This is a genomic window from Arthrobacter cryoconiti (genome assembly GCF_020905375.1).
GTDB classification, from domain to species: Bacteria; Actinomycetota; Actinomycetes; order Actinomycetales; family Micrococcaceae; genus Specibacter; species Specibacter cryoconiti.
Map to the genome: position 1 here is coordinate 36,097 of NZ_JAJJBU010000015.1, position 18,599 is coordinate 54,695.

17 protein-coding genes are annotated in these 18,599 nt (G+C 59.3%); 12 read left to right on the forward strand and 5 right to left on the reverse strand.

Annotated features, from left to right (window positions below):
* Positions 1-76: 76 nt before the first annotated feature.
* Together LOH53_RS08695 and LOH53_RS08700 are read left to right on the forward strand one after the other, a co-directional pair.
* On the forward strand, positions 77-1,126 hold the full coding sequence (locus LOH53_RS08695; RefSeq protein WP_230067352.1) for a diacylglycerol/lipid kinase family protein: 1,050 nt from the start codon (positions 77-79) through the stop codon (positions 1,124-1,126).
* 57 nt (positions 1,127-1,183) lie between these two features.
* Positions 1,184-1,936 carry a hypothetical protein gene (locus LOH53_RS08700; protein ID WP_230067353.1) on the forward strand — a complete coding sequence of 251 codons (753 nt, stop codon included), beginning with the start codon at positions 1,184-1,186 and terminating at the stop codon, positions 1,934-1,936.
* A 110-nt stretch (positions 1,937-2,046) separates the two neighbouring features.
* Here the strand turns inward: LOH53_RS08700 and LOH53_RS08705 are convergent, their stop codons facing one another.
* The 4 genes from LOH53_RS08705 to folE form a co-directional block, all read right to left on the reverse strand.
* On the reverse strand, positions 2,047-2,835 hold the full coding sequence (locus LOH53_RS08705; protein WP_230067354.1) for a pyrimidine reductase family protein: 789 nt from the start codon (positions 2,833-2,835) through the stop codon (positions 2,047-2,049).
* A gap of 9 nt (positions 2,836-2,844) precedes the next feature.
* A complete protein-coding gene (gene folP / locus LOH53_RS08710; protein WP_230067355.1) occupies positions 2,845-3,825 on the reverse strand; it encodes a dihydropteroate synthase in 981 nt (326 codons plus the stop codon).
* An 8-nt stretch (positions 3,826-3,833) separates the two neighbouring features.
* Positions 3,834-5,072: an NAD(P)/FAD-dependent oxidoreductase gene (locus tag LOH53_RS08715; protein WP_230067356.1), complete on the reverse strand. Its 1,239-nt coding sequence runs from the start codon at positions 5,070-5,072 to the stop codon at positions 3,834-3,836.
* A gap of 93 nt (positions 5,073-5,165) precedes the next feature.
* Positions 5,166-5,771 carry a GTP cyclohydrolase I gene (gene folE, locus LOH53_RS08720; protein ID WP_230067357.1) on the reverse strand — a complete coding sequence of 202 codons (606 nt, stop codon included), beginning with the start codon at positions 5,769-5,771 and terminating at the stop codon, positions 5,166-5,168.
* 108 nt (positions 5,772-5,879) lie between these two features.
* Here folE and LOH53_RS08725 point away from each other — a divergent pair, with 108 nt between their 5' ends.
* The 10 genes from LOH53_RS08725 to LOH53_RS08770 all read left to right on the forward strand — a co-directional run bounded on the left by LOH53_RS08725 (position 5,880) and on the right by LOH53_RS08770 (position 17,251).
* Positions 5,880-6,572: a helix-turn-helix transcriptional regulator gene (locus LOH53_RS08725; RefSeq protein WP_230067358.1), complete on the forward strand. Its 693-nt coding sequence runs from the start codon at positions 5,880-5,882 to the stop codon at positions 6,570-6,572.
* A 157-nt stretch (positions 6,573-6,729) separates the two neighbouring features.
* A complete protein-coding gene (locus LOH53_RS08730) occupies positions 6,730-7,950 on the forward strand; it encodes a cysteine desulfurase family protein (protein ID WP_230067359.1) in 1,221 nt (406 codons plus the stop codon).
* A gap of 105 nt (positions 7,951-8,055) precedes the next feature.
* The gene (gene mnmA, locus LOH53_RS08735; RefSeq protein WP_230067360.1) at positions 8,056-9,195 is read left to right on the forward strand and encodes a tRNA 2-thiouridine(34) synthase MnmA; all 1,140 of its coding nucleotides are present in this window, start codon (positions 8,056-8,058) and stop codon (positions 9,193-9,195) included.
* Between the two features lie 85 nt (positions 9,196-9,280).
* Positions 9,281-9,886 (forward strand): TIGR03086 family metal-binding protein, encoded by a 606-nt coding sequence (locus LOH53_RS08740; RefSeq protein WP_230067361.1) that lies wholly within the window; start codon positions 9,281-9,283, stop codon positions 9,884-9,886.
* 148 nt (positions 9,887-10,034) lie between these two features.
* Positions 10,035-11,669 (forward strand): ABC transporter substrate-binding protein, encoded by a 1,635-nt coding sequence (locus LOH53_RS08745; protein ID WP_230067362.1) that lies wholly within the window; start codon positions 10,035-10,037, stop codon positions 11,667-11,669.
* A gap of 119 nt (positions 11,670-11,788) precedes the next feature.
* Positions 11,789-12,880 (forward strand): ABC transporter permease, encoded by a 1,092-nt coding sequence (locus LOH53_RS08750; protein ID WP_230067363.1) that lies wholly within the window; start codon positions 11,789-11,791, stop codon positions 12,878-12,880.
* Positions 12,881-12,885: 5 nt separating this feature from the next.
* Entirely contained in the window at positions 12,886-13,839 is a 954-nt protein-coding gene (locus tag LOH53_RS08755) for an ABC transporter permease (RefSeq protein WP_230067364.1), read from the forward strand.
* Positions 13,836-15,545 carry a dipeptide ABC transporter ATP-binding protein gene (locus LOH53_RS08760; protein WP_230067365.1) on the forward strand — a complete coding sequence of 570 codons (1,710 nt, stop codon included), beginning with the start codon at positions 13,836-13,838 and terminating at the stop codon, positions 15,543-15,545. The genes LOH53_RS08755 and LOH53_RS08760 overlap by 4 nt, the downstream gene beginning before the upstream one ends.
* 63 nt (positions 15,546-15,608) lie before the next feature.
* The gene (locus LOH53_RS08765) at positions 15,609-16,106 is read left to right on the forward strand and encodes a chorismate mutase (RefSeq protein WP_230067366.1); all 498 of its coding nucleotides are present in this window, start codon (positions 15,609-15,611) and stop codon (positions 16,104-16,106) included.
* Complete coding sequence (locus LOH53_RS08770; RefSeq protein WP_230067367.1) at positions 16,103-17,251, forward strand: uroporphyrinogen decarboxylase/cobalamine-independent methonine synthase family protein; 1,149 nt, start codon at positions 16,103-16,105, stop codon at positions 17,249-17,251. The genes LOH53_RS08765 and LOH53_RS08770 overlap by 4 nt, the downstream gene beginning before the upstream one ends.
* A gap of 54 nt (positions 17,252-17,305) precedes the next feature.
* Here the strand turns inward: LOH53_RS08770 and LOH53_RS08775 are convergent, their stop codons facing one another.
* Positions 17,306-18,598, reverse strand: coding sequence for a DUF58 domain-containing protein (locus LOH53_RS08775; protein WP_230067368.1), 1,293 nt, complete (start codon positions 18,596-18,598; stop codon positions 17,306-17,308).
* Position 18,599 lies beyond the last annotated feature (1 nt).

An 18,599-nucleotide genomic window follows, 5' to 3' on the forward strand; every position in this document is an offset into this window, starting at 1 on the left:
GGGATTTGCCCCCATTCTAATGGCGGTAGCTGGGGGTAACGCGCAAGGAGCGCAAGCTGGCATAATTGCATTTTCCATGACTATGCCCGTTTTTTCTGATGACGACGCCACGCCACCGGTGCCCGAGGATGGGCTACCCGTGACGCCCACAGAGACGTGTAAAAAGATACCCGCGGTGAAGCTTGAAACCATGTCCGAAGTACTTCCCCAAGAGCGAACTCTGCGGATCACCGTAGCCATCAATCCAAGGGCGGCTTTTGGCGGCTCACGGACTGCCACGAGCGGCCAGATCGGAGAAATGGCCGTGGAGCGCCTGCGCGCTGCCGGCCACCTCGTCACGGTGTTGCGCCGGCGCAATTACGCCGAGCTGCGTCATGCCGTGGATGCCGAAATAGCGGCGGGGGCTCAGGCCTTGGTTGTGGTTGGCGGTGACGGCATGGTTCACCTGGGCGTGAACGCTCTGGTCGGTAGCAACGTACCGTTGGGGATCGTCCCGGCTGGCACCGGCAATGATGCTGCTCGCGGACTGGGCCTTGACCCGAAAGACCCGACCGCCGCCGTCGCCCGCTTCCTGCATGCTTGCCAAAATAAGCCCCGAACCGTTGATCTGGGACGCATTTCCACCACAGGCACAAAGCCGGTGTGGTTCATGTGCGCACTCTCTGCAGGATTTGACGCATTGGTCAATGAGCGCGCCAACAGCTGGCACCGGCCCCGTGGCCCCATGCGCTATAACCTTGCCATTCTGCGCGAGTTATTGGCTCTCAAGCCCCGTAAATATGCGCTTCTCGTGGATGGGCTACCGCGCGAATTGTCCGCCCTCATGATTTCAGTGGCCAATGCGCCATCTATTGGCGGAGGATTGCAGATCGTCCCTGATGCCCAGAACGACGACGGCTTATTGGACTTATTTGTTCTCTCGCCAGTGTCCCGATGGACCTTTTTGCGAATTTTACCCAGTGTGCGTGCCGGTCGGCATACCAGCCATCCCGCCGTTCGTATCGAACGGGTCCGTCAGGTGCGGGTGGACACCATCTCGCTGAGCGCATATGCGGATGGCGAACGCGTTGGGATGCTTCCCCTGACTGTCGACGTCGAGCCCGGCGCTTTGCAAGTCTGGGGCTAACGCGGACTGGGTGGAGTTATCCCAACTACACGCTGCCACTTCTGTAAGGTGGTGTGCGTGAAAACAATGGTGACGGGACCTGGCACAAGTGGCACACGCAGAAGCGGTGTGCAAACACTTGCCCTGATGGTGTGCCTTGCTACCGCAAGTGTCGCTGGAATCAGCGGCTGTTCCATTGCGGTGCCAGCCCCAGAGTCCACAGGGGCAGCGTCTGCCGCTGGACAGCAATCCTTTGCAGCGCCTACCGTCCAAGCCGGACATGACGCAGCGGGCGTGGCGGCGAAAAATATGACGTTTGACGCGGGGGTAACACTCTCCCCGGGTGTCCCCGTAGGTTATAGCGACGTTTTCGGCGAAACCCCAGGCAGTTATGACAGTTCGCCAGCTGCGCCAGAGTGGACGCGGACGAGTAACAACGTCGCGGGTCAGAGCAGTTACAGCAATGCGGCCGGCTGTATCGCCGCTTATTGGACCACCACCAACCAGGGCCCGCTGATCGAAGCTGGAGATGACAAGGCGTCAACGAAAAAACTGTTCAAATATCTCATACCGTCGGTCGTGGAAGATTCTCTGAAGGAGGCCACGCTTCCTTGGGTAACGCAGGCGGGCAAGCCAGGACCGAGCATCTCTTTTCTACGCTATGACACCCACGCATCCGAGGGTGTAGCCGCCAGCTCTGTGTGGGCACGCATGCTGGGTACAGCGGACACCGGCCTGTTGGTTTCCTTGTCTTGCCCCAGTGATGAGCTGCTGGCGGCCACAACACCGGCCGTGATGAAAAAACTCTCAGTAGTACCGCCAACGAGCTGACGGCCTGACGGTCTGACGAGCTCCTGCCGCATACTCTGCGAAACTGGCCCGCAGTAAACGTCGTGGAATGCGCTTTCCACGCGGAAAAGCGACATTAATTGCGGGTCAGATCATGGGTTCTTGCTGGCGCGCAGATAACGCAGAAACAGCATTGACTCGGCTTTGAGTAGATGCGCCAGCTGCATGCTCAGGGGGTTGCCAGCGCCGTCGTGAGGGTCCTTGTGAGTGTGGGAGTGCGCAATCCGCGGGGCGGAACCACCCACCAGAAGAGGGGCCACCGTCAAGCAGAGCTCATCCACACGGTCTGCTGCTTGAAAGGTGCTCAAGAGAGTGGGGCCGCCCTCCGAATGGATGTTGTACAAACCCCGTGCCGCCAGTTCGCCGACGAGGAGGTCAACATCCAAAACGTCCTCCCCGGCGTTAATGACCTGCGCGACGCCGGACAACGCACTTCTGCTTTCTTGCGGTGCGCCCGCTGTGGTCACCACCAGCGGCTCTACGGGTGCATGGGTGAAGACCTCCAACTCGGGATCCAGATTTAGGGAGCCGGAGACAATGGCCAGCTGCGGGTGCGCCGTTTTTCCGTGGTCCACGCGCCACTGTTGAGCTTGCGCACTCAAGAGTTCCCCACCATAACCTTCCGCGCGGATGGTCGCGGCACCCACCACGATGACATCGGCATGTCTGCGCATCAGGGTGAAGATGTGCTGGTCGGTCGCGTTGCCCAGCTTCCCCGAACGGCCGTCCACCGTGGCGGCTCCGTCAATGCTGGCAACGAAGTTGAAACTGACCCAGGGCCGGTCTGCTCCAGCGGGGCGGGCGCCGTAAAGGTGGAGCAGTTCTTCCTCTGATACCTCGGCGGGTGCGCCGGACGATGCGGGAAAGATCCTCTCGATCATGACAGCCTCCTATTTGGTGGGGGCGGCAGTGGCAGCGGGATGGGCTGGTTGGTTGACCGCGCCCATATTGTGGTTGAGGTAGGCTGGCGCCCGCCAACCCAAGATGGCCTCCGTCATGCGGATTGCAGAAGCGCTAGCGCCTACATTGTGCATGCGAAGGATCCTTGCCCCGCCCAGAATGCACGTCACGCCTGCGGCCAGTGAACCCTCCAAACGATCTGACTTTTCCTGGTTAAGTGTCTCGCCAATGAAGTCCTTATTGGACACTGCCGCCAGAGCAGGGTAGCCCAGGGCCGCGATCTCATTGAAGCGGCGCGTGATCTCCAACGTATGCACTGTGTTTTTGTTCAAATCGTGCCCGGGATCGATGATGATTTTCTCGGCCGGGACACCCAAGGAAAGTGCCAGTTCCACCTTTTCGCGCAGAAATGCTGCCACTTCAAGAACCACATCAACATAGTGGGGATGTGGGTAGACGGTCCGTGGTTTGGCCAAGGAGTGCGTGATGATCAGGTGCGCGCCGGTTTCCGCCACCACTTTGGCGATGTCAGGGTTGGCCAGCCCGGTCGTGTCGTTGATGACGTGCGCGCCGGCGGCAATGCTGCGTTTGGCTACCTCCGGGAGGAAGGTATCCACGGAAATGATGACATCACTGGCTTGCGCTACTGCCTCGATGACGGGAACCACCCTGTCCCCTTCTTCCTTGGCACTGAGTGCCGGACCTGGGGCGAAAGGCACGCCACCAATATCCACCCAATCAGCGCCTGCTTCTACTGCTGCCAGCGAGGCGGCAACCGCGGCATCCAAAGCGAACGTTGCTCCGCCGTCATAAAACGAATCCGGAGTGCGGTTCACAATGGCCATCAACGCCACTTGCCGGCTAAAGTCCAGGGTTCGAATCCCGAAGATGTGCACGGGAGTGCGCAGCGGTGGAGAGTAAAAGGGCGAAGCCGGTGAAGCGGCGTCAGGGGAAGGTCCCAGGGTGGTCATCCTCTCCATCAAATAGACTCAAGCGGTATTTGCAGGTCGGCCAGCTTTGAGTTCTCGACGCTCCGGCGGGAGGCAATGAGGTCCTTAATGGCGTCCTGGACGTCCCAGACGTTTACATTCATCCCGGCCACTACGCGTGATTCCAGCACCCAGAAGGCAATGAATTCGCGCTTTTCCAGGCTTCCACGGATCACTAGCTCAGCATCCTTGGTCAGCGCCCCAAAGCCCGAGTATTCCATTCCCAGGTCGAATTGGTCGGTGTAGAAGTAGGGAATGTCATTGAGTTCGGCGGCTTTACCGAGCATCGACTTTGCCGCCACTTTCCCACTGGCGATGGCATTGGCCCAGTGCTCGGAGCGGGCGTAAGCGCCGGTGGTCGGGTGCAGGGAATTAGCGACGTCGCCAGCTGCGAAGATGTCAGGATCCGAGCTTTGCAGACTACCGCTCACTTGGATCCCATTGTTGATGGTGAGTCCAGCGTCCTTAGCGAGGGAGATATTGGGGACAACGCCGACGGCGACAATGACGATATCTGCCACAAGGCTCTCACCCGTGGTGGTGAGTACAGCGGTAACTTTTCCGTCGGTACCTTGGATTTCCTCGGCGCTAGAAGGCAAAAAGAACTTCACTCCGGCTTCTTCATGGCGGGAAGCGAATACTCTGCCGAGCTCATTGCCGATGGCCGTGGACAGCGGCACCTCCTCAAGGCCGAGCAACGCCACTTTGTTTCCGAGCTCTGCGGCGGTGGCAGCAATTTCCATCCCGATCCAGCCCGAGCCCACCATGACCACATTGTGTCCGCCACCCTTAAGCAGTTCCTTCATGGCAACCGAATCAGCCTTGCTGCGGAAGTAGTGGACGCCGTCGAGGTCTACACCTTTGAATGGGATGACGCGCGGTGAGGCGCCCGTGGCGATCAACAGTTTGGCGTAGCTCAATGTGCGCCCGTCAGCAAGAGTCACAGTATGGTTGGCCGGGTCGAGGGCGGTTGCGGCCGTACCGGTTAGCACCGTGACGTTGTTTTCCGTGTACCAAGTTCCCGGATAGGGCAGAAGGAAATCCTCGTCCTCTTTGCCGGAGAGGAAACCCTTCGACAGCGGTGGACGCTGGTAGGGAAGCTCTGCCTCGTCGGCAACGATGGTGATGTCTCCGGCATAACCTTCTTTGCGCAGGGTCTCTGCTGCTGTGGCACCGGCGAGTCCGCCGCCAATGATGACCATTCCGGGGGTGGTGGTTGGTTCGCTCATGATCGAAACTCTTTCCGTGGAAACGAATGTTCGGATAAAACAGCTAAAAGACTGCGGTCCGTGTGGGGGACTTGTGGGGAGCTAGCGTCTGAACTAGCGGGGGAACTGCTCGCGCAGTGGCCCGGGCTTGGCGAGTTCGCCGGTGAAGACCGACGTGCGTGTCACCGCACCGGATACGTGGACGCCGCGTAGTGACATACACATGTGCTCGGCCTCCATGACGATCCCGACGCCCCTAGGAGAGAGCGTCTCTTCCAACCAGTCTGCCACCTGTTGGGTCAGACGTTCCTGGACTTGGAGGTCGCGAGCAAAAAGTTCTACTCCACGTGCCAACTTGGACAGGCCAAATAGCCGCTCGCCCGGGAGGTAGCCCACATGCGCTACGCCGCGAAAGGGTAGTAAATGATGTTCGCAGAGGGAATGGAAGGGAATGTCTTTGACAATGACGAGACCGGCGTATCCTTCTTCATTAGGGAACGTGGTCCAATTGGTTTCACGCGGAGTGAGCATTTCTGCATAGGCCGCGGCAACACGGCGCGGGGTTTCTAGCAGGTGTGGACTCGTGATGTCTTGGCCCATGGCCTTGAGGAAATCAGCAATGGCAGCCTGCGCGCCCGGCAGATCGATGCCACCTTGGGCGTCTAACTCGGGGTCACTGTAGGCAAGCAGTTCGGGGAGGGCGGCGCTTGAAACGGACATAGCCAAATCCTTTCTAAATCTTGTATTCTTGACTTTAGAAGCGCAGACTCAAAGCGTCAAGTCCGGCGCAACAAATCCACACAGTTCCTATCGAAACCAAGGCAAGCAGTGATAAATCAGGAAACCACCGTTGAAATCCTCAGCCCCTCCCAGCGCTTGTCGGCCGTGGCCTCACTGGGTGACCCCGTGCGCAAACAACTGTTCGAGCTATTGCGCGAGCGCGAGGATGCAGTGAGCCGCGATGAGTGCGCCGTGATCTTGAATTTGCCCAAGAGCACTATTCGGGCGCACCTTGACCGTTTGGTTGAACAAAAGCTCTTAGCCGTGGAATTCCGCAAAGTGGGGGAGCGCACCGGCCCTGGCTCCGGACGCCCAGCGAAACTTTACAAGGTGGTCATCGATGAAGTGGAGGCCTCCGTCCCGGCGAGACACTACGATCTGGCCGCTGAACTGCTTGCCGCGGCCATCCAGCATTCAATTGACTCCGGTATAGGTGCGCAGGACGCACTGTCCGAGGTGGCCTTCGACGCCGGAGTGAAGTTGGGTGCCGAAGCCGGCAGTATTGAAGCGGTTCTGGAAAATACCGGCTACTTTCCTCTGCCGGACGGTGAGGGCGGAACCATCATGGCCAACTGCCCCTTCCACCGGCTTTCAAAGGATCACACAGGCGTGGTCTGCAAGCTCAACGGCTCCCTGCTCACTGGTGTCCTGGAAGGGTGCGACGATTCCTCGAACAGCATCGAACCGGACACCAACCTCTCGCACTGCTGCGCCAGGATCGTGCCGAAGCAACCAAGCTGAAATACAGGCTCTACCTCAACCCTCGGTTACTTTCGGGGCACTTTTGCCAAACCCTTCCGCAATTACTGGCCGCCTAAGTACCCCCGGGTAGCCATCGATAGAAGACGAGCTCCGCTAAGCGCACAGTAAGTCTGAACGAATGGCGTAGAATTGAGCAGTGCCCGTGTACCTTGACCACGCGGCGACCACGCCTATTTCGGCCCCGGCCCTCGCCGCACTCACTTCAGCCATCAGCCGCAGCGGAAATCCTTCCTCGCTGCATGGCGCAGGCCGTCGCGCCCGCGCAATCGTGGAAGAATCCCGCGAACGTATTGCCCAGGCGGCGCACGCCCACCCGACCGAAGTCATCTTTACCTCAGGTGGTACCGAAGCTGACAACTTAGCCATCAAGGGTCTTTTCTGGTCCCGTAGCACTGCCGATCCCCAACGCACGCGCATACTGGTCTCCTCCGTGGAACATGCCGCAGTGCAGGAAACCGTGGAATGGCTTGACGCGCACGAAGGTGCTGAAGCCGTTTGGCTGCCCGTGGACGCGGACGGCAGATTGATCTTGGACGCCCTCAAAAAAGAATTGGTCGACGGCGGGGCAGACACTGTAGCCCTCATCAGTTGCATGTGGGCCAATAACGAAGTTGGGACGCTCCAACCCATCGCGGAAATTGTGGCGCTCGCAGATAAGTACGAAATCCCGGTCCACTCCGATGCAGTGCAAGCTTTTGGCTCAGTCCCCGTCAACTTTGAAAAATCCGGGCTGGCAGCGATGTCCATTAGCGCCCATAAGATCGGCGGCACGGTAGGAGTCGGCGCTCTCCTCTTAGGGCGATCGGTAATGCTTACGCCCGTCCAGCACGGCGGCGGCCAGGAACGTAAAGTCCGATCTGGCACGCTCGACACAGCGGGCATTGCAGCTTTCGCTGCAGCCGCACGGGACGTTACCGAGCATCTCGAAACAGAAAGCGCCAGAATAGCCGGACTTCGCGACGGCATCATCGCCGCCGTCCGGGATCAGGTTCCAGATGCCTTGTTGCGCGGGGTCGATCCCGCCATCGCCCCGGAAGGCCGGCTGCCCGGGAACGCCCATTTCACCTTTCCCGGCTGCGAAGGGGACTCACTCTTGTTCCTGCTTGACATGGCAGGCGTTGAGTCCTCAACAGGTTCGGCCTGCACCGCCGGGGTCCCACGCCCCTCCCATGTTTTGCTGGCGATGGGTCTTGATGAGGAAACGGCGCGTGGTGCGCAACGCTTCAGCCTCGGGCATACATCTGACCAAAGTGATGTTGACGCCTTTGTGGCCGCGTTGCCGCAAGCGCACATGCGCGCTAAACAGGCAGGGATGGCCGGGCACCAATCCTCCATCCAAACCGCCAGCACGCGGTAATCGCCGGGGTGACTATCGCAAGTGAATGGGGCCTGCCGTCGTTGCGGAATTTGAACAATGTAGGCCATGAGCCACTGATTTTTTGTACCAAATGAAAGGTAAGTAATGCGAGTATTGGCAGCCATGAGTGGCGGAGTTGACTCCGCCGTCGCCGCGGCACGTGCAGTTGATGCCGGGCACGACGTCGTGGGGGTCCACTTAGCGCTCTCACGCATGCCCGGGACCCTGCGCACTGGAAGCCGCGGCTGCTGCACCGTGGAGGACTCCAATGACGCCTGGCGCGCCTGTGATCTTCTCGGCATCCCGTACTATGTCTGGGATTTCTCCGAACGGTTCAAGGAGGACGTGGTCCAGGACTTCATCGACGAATACGCGGCCGGGCGGACACCTAATCCTTGCATGCGCTGTAATGAGCGCATCAAATTCGCGGCACTGCTGGAAAAGGCCATCGCGCTGGGCTTCGACGCCGTGTGCACGGGACACTACGCCAAGGTCATCAACGACGCCGACGGCAACCCTCAGTTACACCGTGCCGCCGATTGGGCGAAGGATCAGAGCTACGTTCTGGGCGTCTTGACGTATGAGCAGCTCAAGCACTCCATGTTCCCGCTTGCCGAAACACCCTCCAAAGCCGAAGTCCGTGCAGAAGCTGAGCGCCGAGGTTTGTCAGTGGCGAAAAAGCCCGACAGCCACGACATCTGCTTTATTCCAGATGGTGACACGGCTGGTTGGCTCGCAGAGAGAATCACCATGCAGGACGGCGAGATTGTGGATGAAAATGGCGCGAAAGTCGGCGATCACACCGGTGCCAACCAATTCACTGTGGGACAGCGTCGCGGCCTGAAACTGGGGACGCCTGCCGCGGATGGCAAGCCCCGCTTCGTGCTGGAAATCCGGCCCAAAGAAAACAAAGTCGTTGTCGGTTCGCACGCACTTTTGGCCATCGACGAGCTCAAGGGCATCAAGGTTTCCTGGGCTGGGCTGCCCATCGACGAGGTTGCCACGGGTGCCGAATTCGATTGTTACGCGCAGGTTCGAGCGCATGGGGACCCCGTGCCCGCCCGCGCCTTCGTCACCGAGGTGATGGACGACGTCGGACCCTGCCAGACTCTCACGGTCACGCTGGGTGAGCCGTTGCGCGGTGTTGCCCCCGGACAAACCGTGGTCCTGTACCAAGGGACCCGCGTTTTGGGTCAGGCTACGATCGATACTGCGAGGTCGCTGGCCCGTCCCGAGCTGGCCTGAGCATACGGGCAGAGACGGGGCTGGCGTAGGATTCCATACGGCGTAGGATTCCATACAAGGTGACTTGAACCACGGAAGGTACGCTATGCCCCCGCACTCAATTCCGAATCCGCTGCATCTACTCAACCGTTCCCTGACGCAATGTGCCGAGGTGATTGCCGCCATCGCCGCCAATCAGGCGCAGTGGCCCACCCCGTGTTCACAATGGAACGTTCAGGACCTGCTGCACCACTTGGTGGTTGCGGACTTGCATAATTTTACGCTAATGGCGCGCGGCAGCCACGTGGACCAGGCGGACGCGCACGCCACAGTAGGCGCGGATTGGTCCACCCGTTTCAGCGACGGGGCTGCGGTGCTTTTGCGGGCTTGGGCAGCGGCAGATCTGAGCCATCAGGTCGCCTTGCCGGGGGGAGGGGAAGCGCCCCTGCGCAGTCGCATTGGGCTGCAGATCGCCGAGTTCACCGTCCACTCTTGGGATCTAGCAAAAGCCACTAGCGTGCCTGTATCTCTCGATCCCGCTCTAGCCGATCAATCATTGGCATGGTCCCAGCGCGTGATGAAAGCCGAGTACCGGGGATCCGGCAAACCCTTCGGCCACGAGGTGCGCGTGCCGGTGAACTCTGATAGCTATGCGCGGCTGGCCGGATGGTTCGGTCGCAACCCAAAGTTCCAACCCGGACCCTATGAGTGAGTCCTAAGATAACCATCTGGTTGCAACTTGTGAATCCATGCAGGTCCCCGTCAACAACTCTGATAGAAATGTCTCATAAGACAAGTGGTTCGGGTCACACAATGATGTGTGACCCGTTCCATGTGTGGAAGCTATAGAAAGTTTGCCAATGACAAAGAACATGTTTGGATTCCGGTCGGTGATCGCCGTTGCCGGTGTCTCCCTTCTGGCACTGACCGCATGCACAGGCCCGACCGGTGGTAACACCACCGAAGGCTCTGGCTCTTCGGGTGGACCGATTGTTTTGGGGACAACGGACAAGGTCACTTTCCTTGATCCGGCTGGCTCCTACGACAATGGCTCGTTCATGGTGATGAACCAGATTTACCCGTTCCTGCTCAACTCTGCACCGGGAAGTGCTGACCCCAAGCCGGATATTGCAGAATCTGCCTCCTTCACCTCTCCCACCGAGTACACGGTCAAGCTCAAGCCAGGCCTGAAATGGGCCAACGGCTCCGATCTGGATTCCAAGGATGTGAAGTTCTCCTTCGACCGCCAGCTAAAGATCAACGACGCCAACGGTCCGGCCACCCTTTTGGGGAACCTGGAAAGCGTCAGCGCTCCGGATGCCACCACCGTGGTCTTCAAGCTCAAACTCGGCAATGACCAGACGTTCCCGCAGGTGTTGACCAGCCCGGCCGGTCCGATCGTGGATGACACCGTTTTCAGTGCCGACAAGGTCACCGATGATGACACCATCATCAAGGGCAAGGCTTTCGCCGGACAGTTCACTATTGACACGTACAAGAAGAACGAGCTCATCTCGTTCAAGAAGTACGCTGACTACAAGGGCCTGTTGGGCCCGGCCAAGTCGGATTCGGTGACCATGAAGTACTACGCCGACTCCAACAACATGAAGCTGGAAGTCCAAAAGGGCAGCATTGACGTTGCCTGGCGCAGCCTGACTGCCACTGACATTGAGAGCCTGAAGGCCGACAAGAACGTCAAGGTGGACATTGGTCCTGGTGGAGAAATTCGCTACATCGTCTTCAACTTTGACACCATGCCTTTCGGTGCCAAGACGGCAACCCCGGATGCCAGCAAGGCATTGGCAATCCGTGCGGCAATGGCTGACACCGTGGACCGCAAGGCCCTCGCTGACCAGGTCTACAAGGGCACCTATCTGCCGTTGTACTCGTTCGTCCCGGCCGGTTTCACCGGCGCCACTGAGCCGTTGAAGGCTGATTATGGCGACGGTAACGGTGCTCCGGACGTGGAGAAGGCGAAGAAGGCCCTCGCAGACGCTGGCGTACCGACACCGGTCACACTGGATCTGCAGTACAACCCGGATCACTACGGTTCCTCTTCAGGAGATGAGTACGCGGCCATCAAGGCACAGTTGGAAAAGACTGGCCTGTTTACTGTGAACTTGCAGTCCACTGAGTGGGTCTCCTACTCTAAGCAGCGTAGTGCGGATGCTTACCCGATGTACCAGCTGGGCTGGTTCCCGGACTACTCGGATGCTGATAACTACCTGACCCCGTTCTTCTCCACGGATAACTTCCTGAAGAACCATTACAGCAACCCGGAAGTTCAGAAAATGATCAGCGAGCAGTTGGTCACCAACGATCCTGCCAAGCGCACCAAGCTGATCGAAGATATCCAGGCTGCTGAAGCCAAGGACCTTTCCACGCTGCCGCTGCTCCAGGGCGCGCAGGTCGCTGTTTCCAACGTCAAGGTCAAGGGCACCAAGGACACCTTGGATGCTTCCTTCAAGTTCCGCTTGGGAGTTCTCTCCAAGTAACGCGTGTACTTGATCGCATGACTATCAATAAGGCGGGGCCTCCCATGGATGCCCCGCCTTCTTGGCCGTCCAGACTTCTTGGACTTTGAAAAAAATTTCCACCCTAGAAACAGGAATTGATGACAGCACTAGTTGACCTGCCAGCGGCGGAACCCGCTGCACAGGATCCCATTCGTAAAAAGAAGGCGGGAGGCAGCCTGGGTAAGTATCTACTCATCCGCTTCGCCTTGATCTTCCCCACTATCCTTATCCTCGTCACTATGGTTTTCTTCTTGATGCGCCTAACAGGAGACCCCATTACGGCTGCTCTGGGTGGTCGGCTTGCACCGGACCAGCTGGCCCAGCGCATCCATGCGGCCGGTTATGACCGCCCCATCTTCATCCAATATTTTGAATACTTGGGTCAGATTGCCACCGGCAACTTTGGCCGCACCATCTCTGATAACTTGCTTATTTCGGACATGCTCGCCACTTACGGCACGGCCACACTTGAACTGGCTGTCAACTCCCTGGTCGTAGCATTGGCCATCGGTATTCCCTTTGGCATGCTTTCCGCCTCTAAGCGTGATAGGTACCAAGACGCAATCTTGCGTGTACTGGCCATCGCGTTCTACGCCACTCCGGTGTTCTTCGCAGGTCTGTTGCTTAAGCTTGTTTTTTCCATCTGGCTGGGCTGGTTCCCGGTAGCCGGACGTGGCGGAACCTCGACTGAGATCGCCATGGCTTCCCTCGCCGCTCCTACTGGTATTTACTGGCTTGATTCGCTGCGTAGCGGCAACATGGACGCGTTCTGGGATGTTGCCCAGCACTCCGTGCTCCCCGCCGTCGCCCTTGGTCTGCTAACAGCAGGCATCTTCTTGCGTCTGGTACGCACAAATATCATTGGCACCTTGAGCAAGGACTATGTTGAGGCCGGGCGCTCGCGCGGTGTCAGCGAATACCGTCTTCTCACCAAGCATGCCTTCAAACCGGCGCTGATCCCCATCATCACGGTGATGGGTCTGCAGATCGCGCTGTTGCTCGGTGGTGCTGTGCTGACAGAGACCACCTTTGAGTGGAAGGGCCTAGGCTTCCAGCTGGCTCATTATCTAACGGCTCGCGACTTCGTCGCCGTGCAGGGCATCGTGGCCCTCCTCGCCGTGATTGTGGCCTTCACCAACTTCATCGTGGACGTTATCGCCGCGCTGATCGACCCGAGGGTGAGGTACTAAAAATAATGGAGAATAAAAAATCACTTTTCTCCCGCCTGCCCATTGTGTCGCAGCTGAAAAAAAGCGTTGGCCTGCAACGCGGAATGCTGATTGCCGGCATCGTGATGACTGCCATCTTCTTGCTGACAGCCGCACTGGCACCATTGATTTCCCCCTACGGTGCAACGCAGCGCTTTGATGAGACCCAGGCACCGCCGTCTTCTGTCCACATTTGGGGCACGACGGCGGGTGGCTACGATGTGTTCTCACGCACCATCTGGGGTGCCCAGACAGCCTTCCTGGTGATCGTGGTGGCCGTCGCGCTTTCCATCTTTATCGGCGTGATCTTGGGTCTGCTCTCCGGTTACCTAGGTGGCTGGCTGGACCGTATTTTGGTGGTGGTGGCTGACGCCATCTATGCGTTCCCGACGTTGCTGCTGGCCATGGTCATGTCTATTGCCATTAGTCAGGGCCGTTCAAACATGTGGTCGGGAATTTTTTCTGCGGCCATCTCCATCACGGTGGTATTCATCCCGCAATATTTCCGGGTGATCCGAGCCGAGACTATCCGGCTGAAGGCGGAGCCGTTCGTGGAATCCGCAATTGTGGTGGGAGCCTCCAGCGTACGCATTATGGCACGGCACATTTACAAGAATGCCACCCGGACCCTGCCACTGATTTTCACACTCAATGCTTCCGAGGCCATCTTGACGTTGGCCGGTCTCGGCTTTTTGGGCTTCGGGATCGAACCGTCTTCAGCGGCGGAATGGGGCTATGACTTGAACCATGCCCAGTCAGATGCCACGAGTGGTATCTGGTGGACAGGTGTGTTCCCGGGTGCGGCGATTGTGCTGACAGTGCTGGGCTTGACCTTGCTAGGTGAGTCCATGAACGACCTCAACGATCCGCGGCTGCGTGGGCGCAAGCGCGCCGGTAAGAAGAACGCCCGCGCCAAGAAGAAGGAGTTGGTGGACGTATGAGTCACTCCACTCATCAAGCCCCGAAGGGGCAGGCCACGGGCGCTGCGGTACTGGACATCGAAAAATTGAAGGTTACGTTCGCCACCGACTCCGCAGACGTCTTGGCGGTGAAGGACGTGTCCTTCACCGTGGCGCCGGGCGAGATCGTGGCGATCGTGGGCGAGTCTGGCTCAGGCAAGACCGTCACAGCCAAGGCCATCCTGGGGCTGCTTCCGGAGACAGCGCAAAGCAGCGGGGCCGTGATCATCAGCGGCAATGACATCTTGGCCGTCAGCGCGCACCAGTTGCGTCAGATTCGTGGCCGCGATGTCGCAATGGTGTTTCAGGAGCCTTCCACGGCACTGAATCCTGTTTACACGGTGGGATGGCAGATCGCCGAAGGTCTGCGGGCTCACCGGCCAGAAGGCAAACGGGTAGGCCGGAAGGCTGCTCGTTTACTCGCCATTGAGGCCTTGGGCAAAGTGGGGATTCCGGAACCGGAAAAACGGGTGGACTATTATCCTCACCAGTTCTCTGGTGGCCAGAAGCAGCGCGTTGTCATAGCGGCTGCCCTGGCCCTGAATCCTGGGCTGATCGTAGCTGATGAACCCACCACCGCCCTTGATGTGACAGTTCAGGCAGAAATCTTGGAGCTGCTGCGAGATTTGAGGGACCAGTACGGCACCTCCATTGTGCTGATTACACACAATATGGGTGTGGTGGCGGACCTAGCGGACCGTGTAGTGGTCATGTTCCAAGGCGATGTGGTGGAAGAGGCAACTGCGCAAGTGCTCTTTGCCAATCCCCGGGAAGAGTACACGCAAAAACTCCTGGCTGCGGTGCCTCATTTGGGCCGTAATTCAGCGTCTGAGGGCTTTACTGAGCGGGCGTTTCAGGACAAAGAAGTATTGGTACGTGCTACCGACCTGGAGATCGAGTATCCGGGACGGTTGGGCAGCCCCGCATTCAGGGCTGTTGACAAGGTCTCCTTCACGATCAGCGCGGGTGAAGTCTTTGGGCTGGTGGGGGAATCCGGCTCGGGGAAGACCACAATTGGTCGGGCCATCGCCGGCCTGAACCGCACCACGGGTGGTTCCCTAAAAGTGCTCGGCTATGAGATGCGGGACTACAAGGAACGCACTTTCCGGCCGTTGCGCAAGGACATTGGGTTTGTCTTCCAAGACCCTGCCGCGTCCTTCAATCCGCACCTGACCATTGGTGAATGTGTTGCCGAGCCACTGCTTATTCATACTGATCTCTCCGGCTCAGCCGTGACGAAGAAAGTTGGAGAGCTGTTGGAATCCGTGCAACTTCCAGCTACCTACGCCAGGCGCTTCCCGCATGAACTCTCCGGCGGTCAGCGTCAGCGTGCGTCCCTAGCCCGAGGGTTGGCGCTCAAGCCAAAGCTGCTGGTCGCGGATGAGCCGACGTCGGCCCTTGACGTCTCCGTCCAGGCCAAGGTGTTGGAGCTGTTCCGCGAGATCCAAGTTGAAATGGGCTTCGCGGCACTGTTTATCAGCCATGACCTAGCTGTGGTGGACATTCTGGCCGAATGGGTTGGCGTGCTCTACAAGGGCCAGATGGTGGAACAGGGCATCGGCAACCAGATTATGGGTAACCCGCAGATGGACTACACCAAGCGCCTCTTGGCGTCTCTGCCCGTGCCGAACCCCGCAGAGCAGGCCGAACGCAGAGCCATGCACCAAGCGTTACTGGCGGGTAAATAGGGCTGAGGTGTACAGGGTGGACACAAGTTTTCGTCCGCCCTGTACACCGCCTAAGCTGGTCACATGAGCGAACCTGGCAACGACCACCTCTCCGTTGAAGACTTTGACCCGGCTGCCAGTTCCCTCACGGGGCAGGTGGACCCTCTCGTCCTGGCGGAGTTGCTTTCCATCCGTTCCAGCATTGATAACTTTGATGCAACCTTGGTCTATCTGCTGGCAGAGCGTTTCAAGGCAACTCAACGAGTGGGGATTCTCAAGGCCGCGCACCAACTCCCGCCGGCGGATCCCAATCGCGAGAAAGCTCAGATCCATCGTTTGCGGGCTCTCGCGGAGTCGGCACATCTCGATCCGGCCTTTGCAGAGAAGTTCATGAACTTCATCATCAGCGAGGTCATCCACCACCACCAAGCAATCTCGCAGAGTCATTCCGAGGTGGCGGCCACAGGTGTGTTGCCAATGGTGAGTCTGGACGGGCAAGGCTTTGTGGCATCACCGGCACGCACGGATCTCTCTTCCACGGAGTTCCCTCCCGCGGACGACGCCGGCGCGCACCAGAAGTGACCCCTTCACCTAACCCGGACACCAGAGCGCCCGTTGAGCCGGAGAGCACTCCGTTTGTCACGGCCACCACCTTGGGATCGTGGCCGGGTAGCGACCCCGTTGAAGCAACAAAGACGGTATTGGGGCTTTTTACGCCCCCACACCTGCCGTTTTTGGTGGAACTGCCGGCCCGTGGAATCGGCTCAGATCCAATTGGCCGCACCGCAGGACTCCTCGTGGAACTCTCAGTGGACGTTCAACCCTACGGTTGGCGATTCGTGGACCGCCCAGGGAACGATCACCGGCGGGCCGTATCAGCGCTCTCAACGGACATCAACGTGCTCGCCGACGTTGCAGGGAGTGCTGAACTTGTGCTCCCTGAACTAAAACTGCAAATTGTAGGGCCGGTATCTTTGGCCTCCGCCATCCATCTGCACTACGGTGAGCGGGCCTTGCGTGACTACGGAGCACGTCGGGATGTGGCGCAGTCGCTGGCCGCGGGTTTGGCCCTTCACGCAGAGCGCGTCCATGCCGCCGCCCCCGGGGCTAAGCTGACGCTCCAATTAGACGAGCCGGAGGTGGCACGGGCGCTGGCTGGCACCATCCCCACGGTGTCCGGCTACCGGACATTGCGCTCAATCCCTGCCTCCGAGCTGCGGCACACCTGGACGGAGCTGGTGAGTGCGGCACGCACTGCAGGTTTCGCCAAAGTCGCGATCAACTTAGCGACCAACTTTGGATCCTCGGCTGCCTCGCCGGAAGACTCACAAGAAGCGGGCAGCGCCGACACGCAGAAGGCCCAAGACGCATCATGGAACAAGGCGCTTGAGCTGGCACTGGAGTGTGGCGTTGATGCCGTCGCCGTCCCACTCAGTGGCCTCGATGCGAGGCGCTGGGAAACCCTAGCCGCCGCCATCGAATCCGGCATCGGCGTGTGGGCTGGCACGGTTCCCGTTCGCGCCGGCCATCCACCCGCGGCCTATTCCGTCTTGGTAGAGCGGATCATGCGGCCGTGGAAGGGACTGGGATTGTCGGCGTCGTTGCTGAACCAACTGCGCATCACCCCCGAAACCTCGTTGGCGACACTCTCGCCAACGGAGGCTCGCATTCTGGTGGATCGGACTTTGGAAGTGGCCATGGCCCTGACTGAAATCTCCCACGCCTAAACCTTCACCAGCTAGAGTCCATAAAGTCTGGAGCACTTTGGAGCTTGTCTGGCTTCAGAGACAGCCGGCGGCTTTGAGACGAATGTAGGCATCGGCCAGCTCCGGCGGTAGCTCATGGGGCGGGGCATCCACTACTTCGGCTCCGAGTTCTTTGATAAGAGCGGTGATGGCCGAACGTCGATTGAGTTCGTGTTCAGCGGCAGCGGCGCGGTACGCCTGAGTTGCCGTGGCGCGCATCAATCGGACCGAATCCAGCTCTGGATCCCGGACCGAAGCCACAACCACTACATGCTTCAATGCCAATTGGGCCACCAGTGGGATCAGCCCTTCCTCGGCTGCTCCAGCGTCCAGGGATGTCACCAGCACCACCAGCGCCCGGTGTGAGGTGAGGCGGCGAACCTCGCCGGGGACGCTTGCGCCATCTAGCTCAATGAGAACCGGTGCAAGCGGTGCCAGCGCTTGAACCATGGCATTCAACATATTCGTCTTACTGGAAGAGGAAACCCGCGCACGTACCCTGCGGTCATAGGCGAGCAGGCTGACTCGGTCCCCGCCACGCTCAGCCAGAACAGCCAGCAACAGTGATGCCTCAATACCGGAGTCTAATCGGGGTTCATCGCCGATCCGCGCCGCCGACGTCCGGGAGGTATCGAGCACAATGACTACTCGGCGATCGCGTTCGGGACGCCAAGTGCGCACTACTAAATCCTGGCGCCGGGCAGTGGCACGCCAGTCAATGGAGCGTACGTCGTCCCCGCGCACGTAGTCGCGCAGTGAATCAAATTCGGTGCCAGCACCGCGGATTTGAACGGCAGCACGCCCATCAAGCTCGCGTAATTTGCGCAGCTTGGACGGCAGATGACGTTTCGCGTTGAAGGGCGGCAGTACCCGTAAGATGCCCGGGGCCAGAATAGTCGTTTGCCAAGCCGCAACGCCTAAGGGTCCAAACGACCGGATGGTGACGTGGTTTGCGTGCAGATCACCTCGGCGGGTGGGTTGGAGTGCCACCGTGAGGATGGCGCGTTCGCCGGGCCTGATACGCACACTTTGCACAGGGTTAGCGGCCCCCGCCGACGGCTGCCAGCCGTCACGTACCCGGCCCCGCAACGTTCGGGAGGAGCCGTTCGCCAGCCGCAGCACCGCCGTCGTTCCCACGCCGTAACGTACACCGGTTGGGATATCACGGCGCAATGAGACCCGTCGCGGCGAGGCTGCCAAGGACAGATCGATTACCGCCAGCAACAGTAGAAAACCCACCGCGGCCAGCCAGGTGGTGATTCCCGGGAACGCAATGATAGGCACCACAGCCAGCAGTGCCACCAGAAAAAACCTCCCCGAAATTGCCACC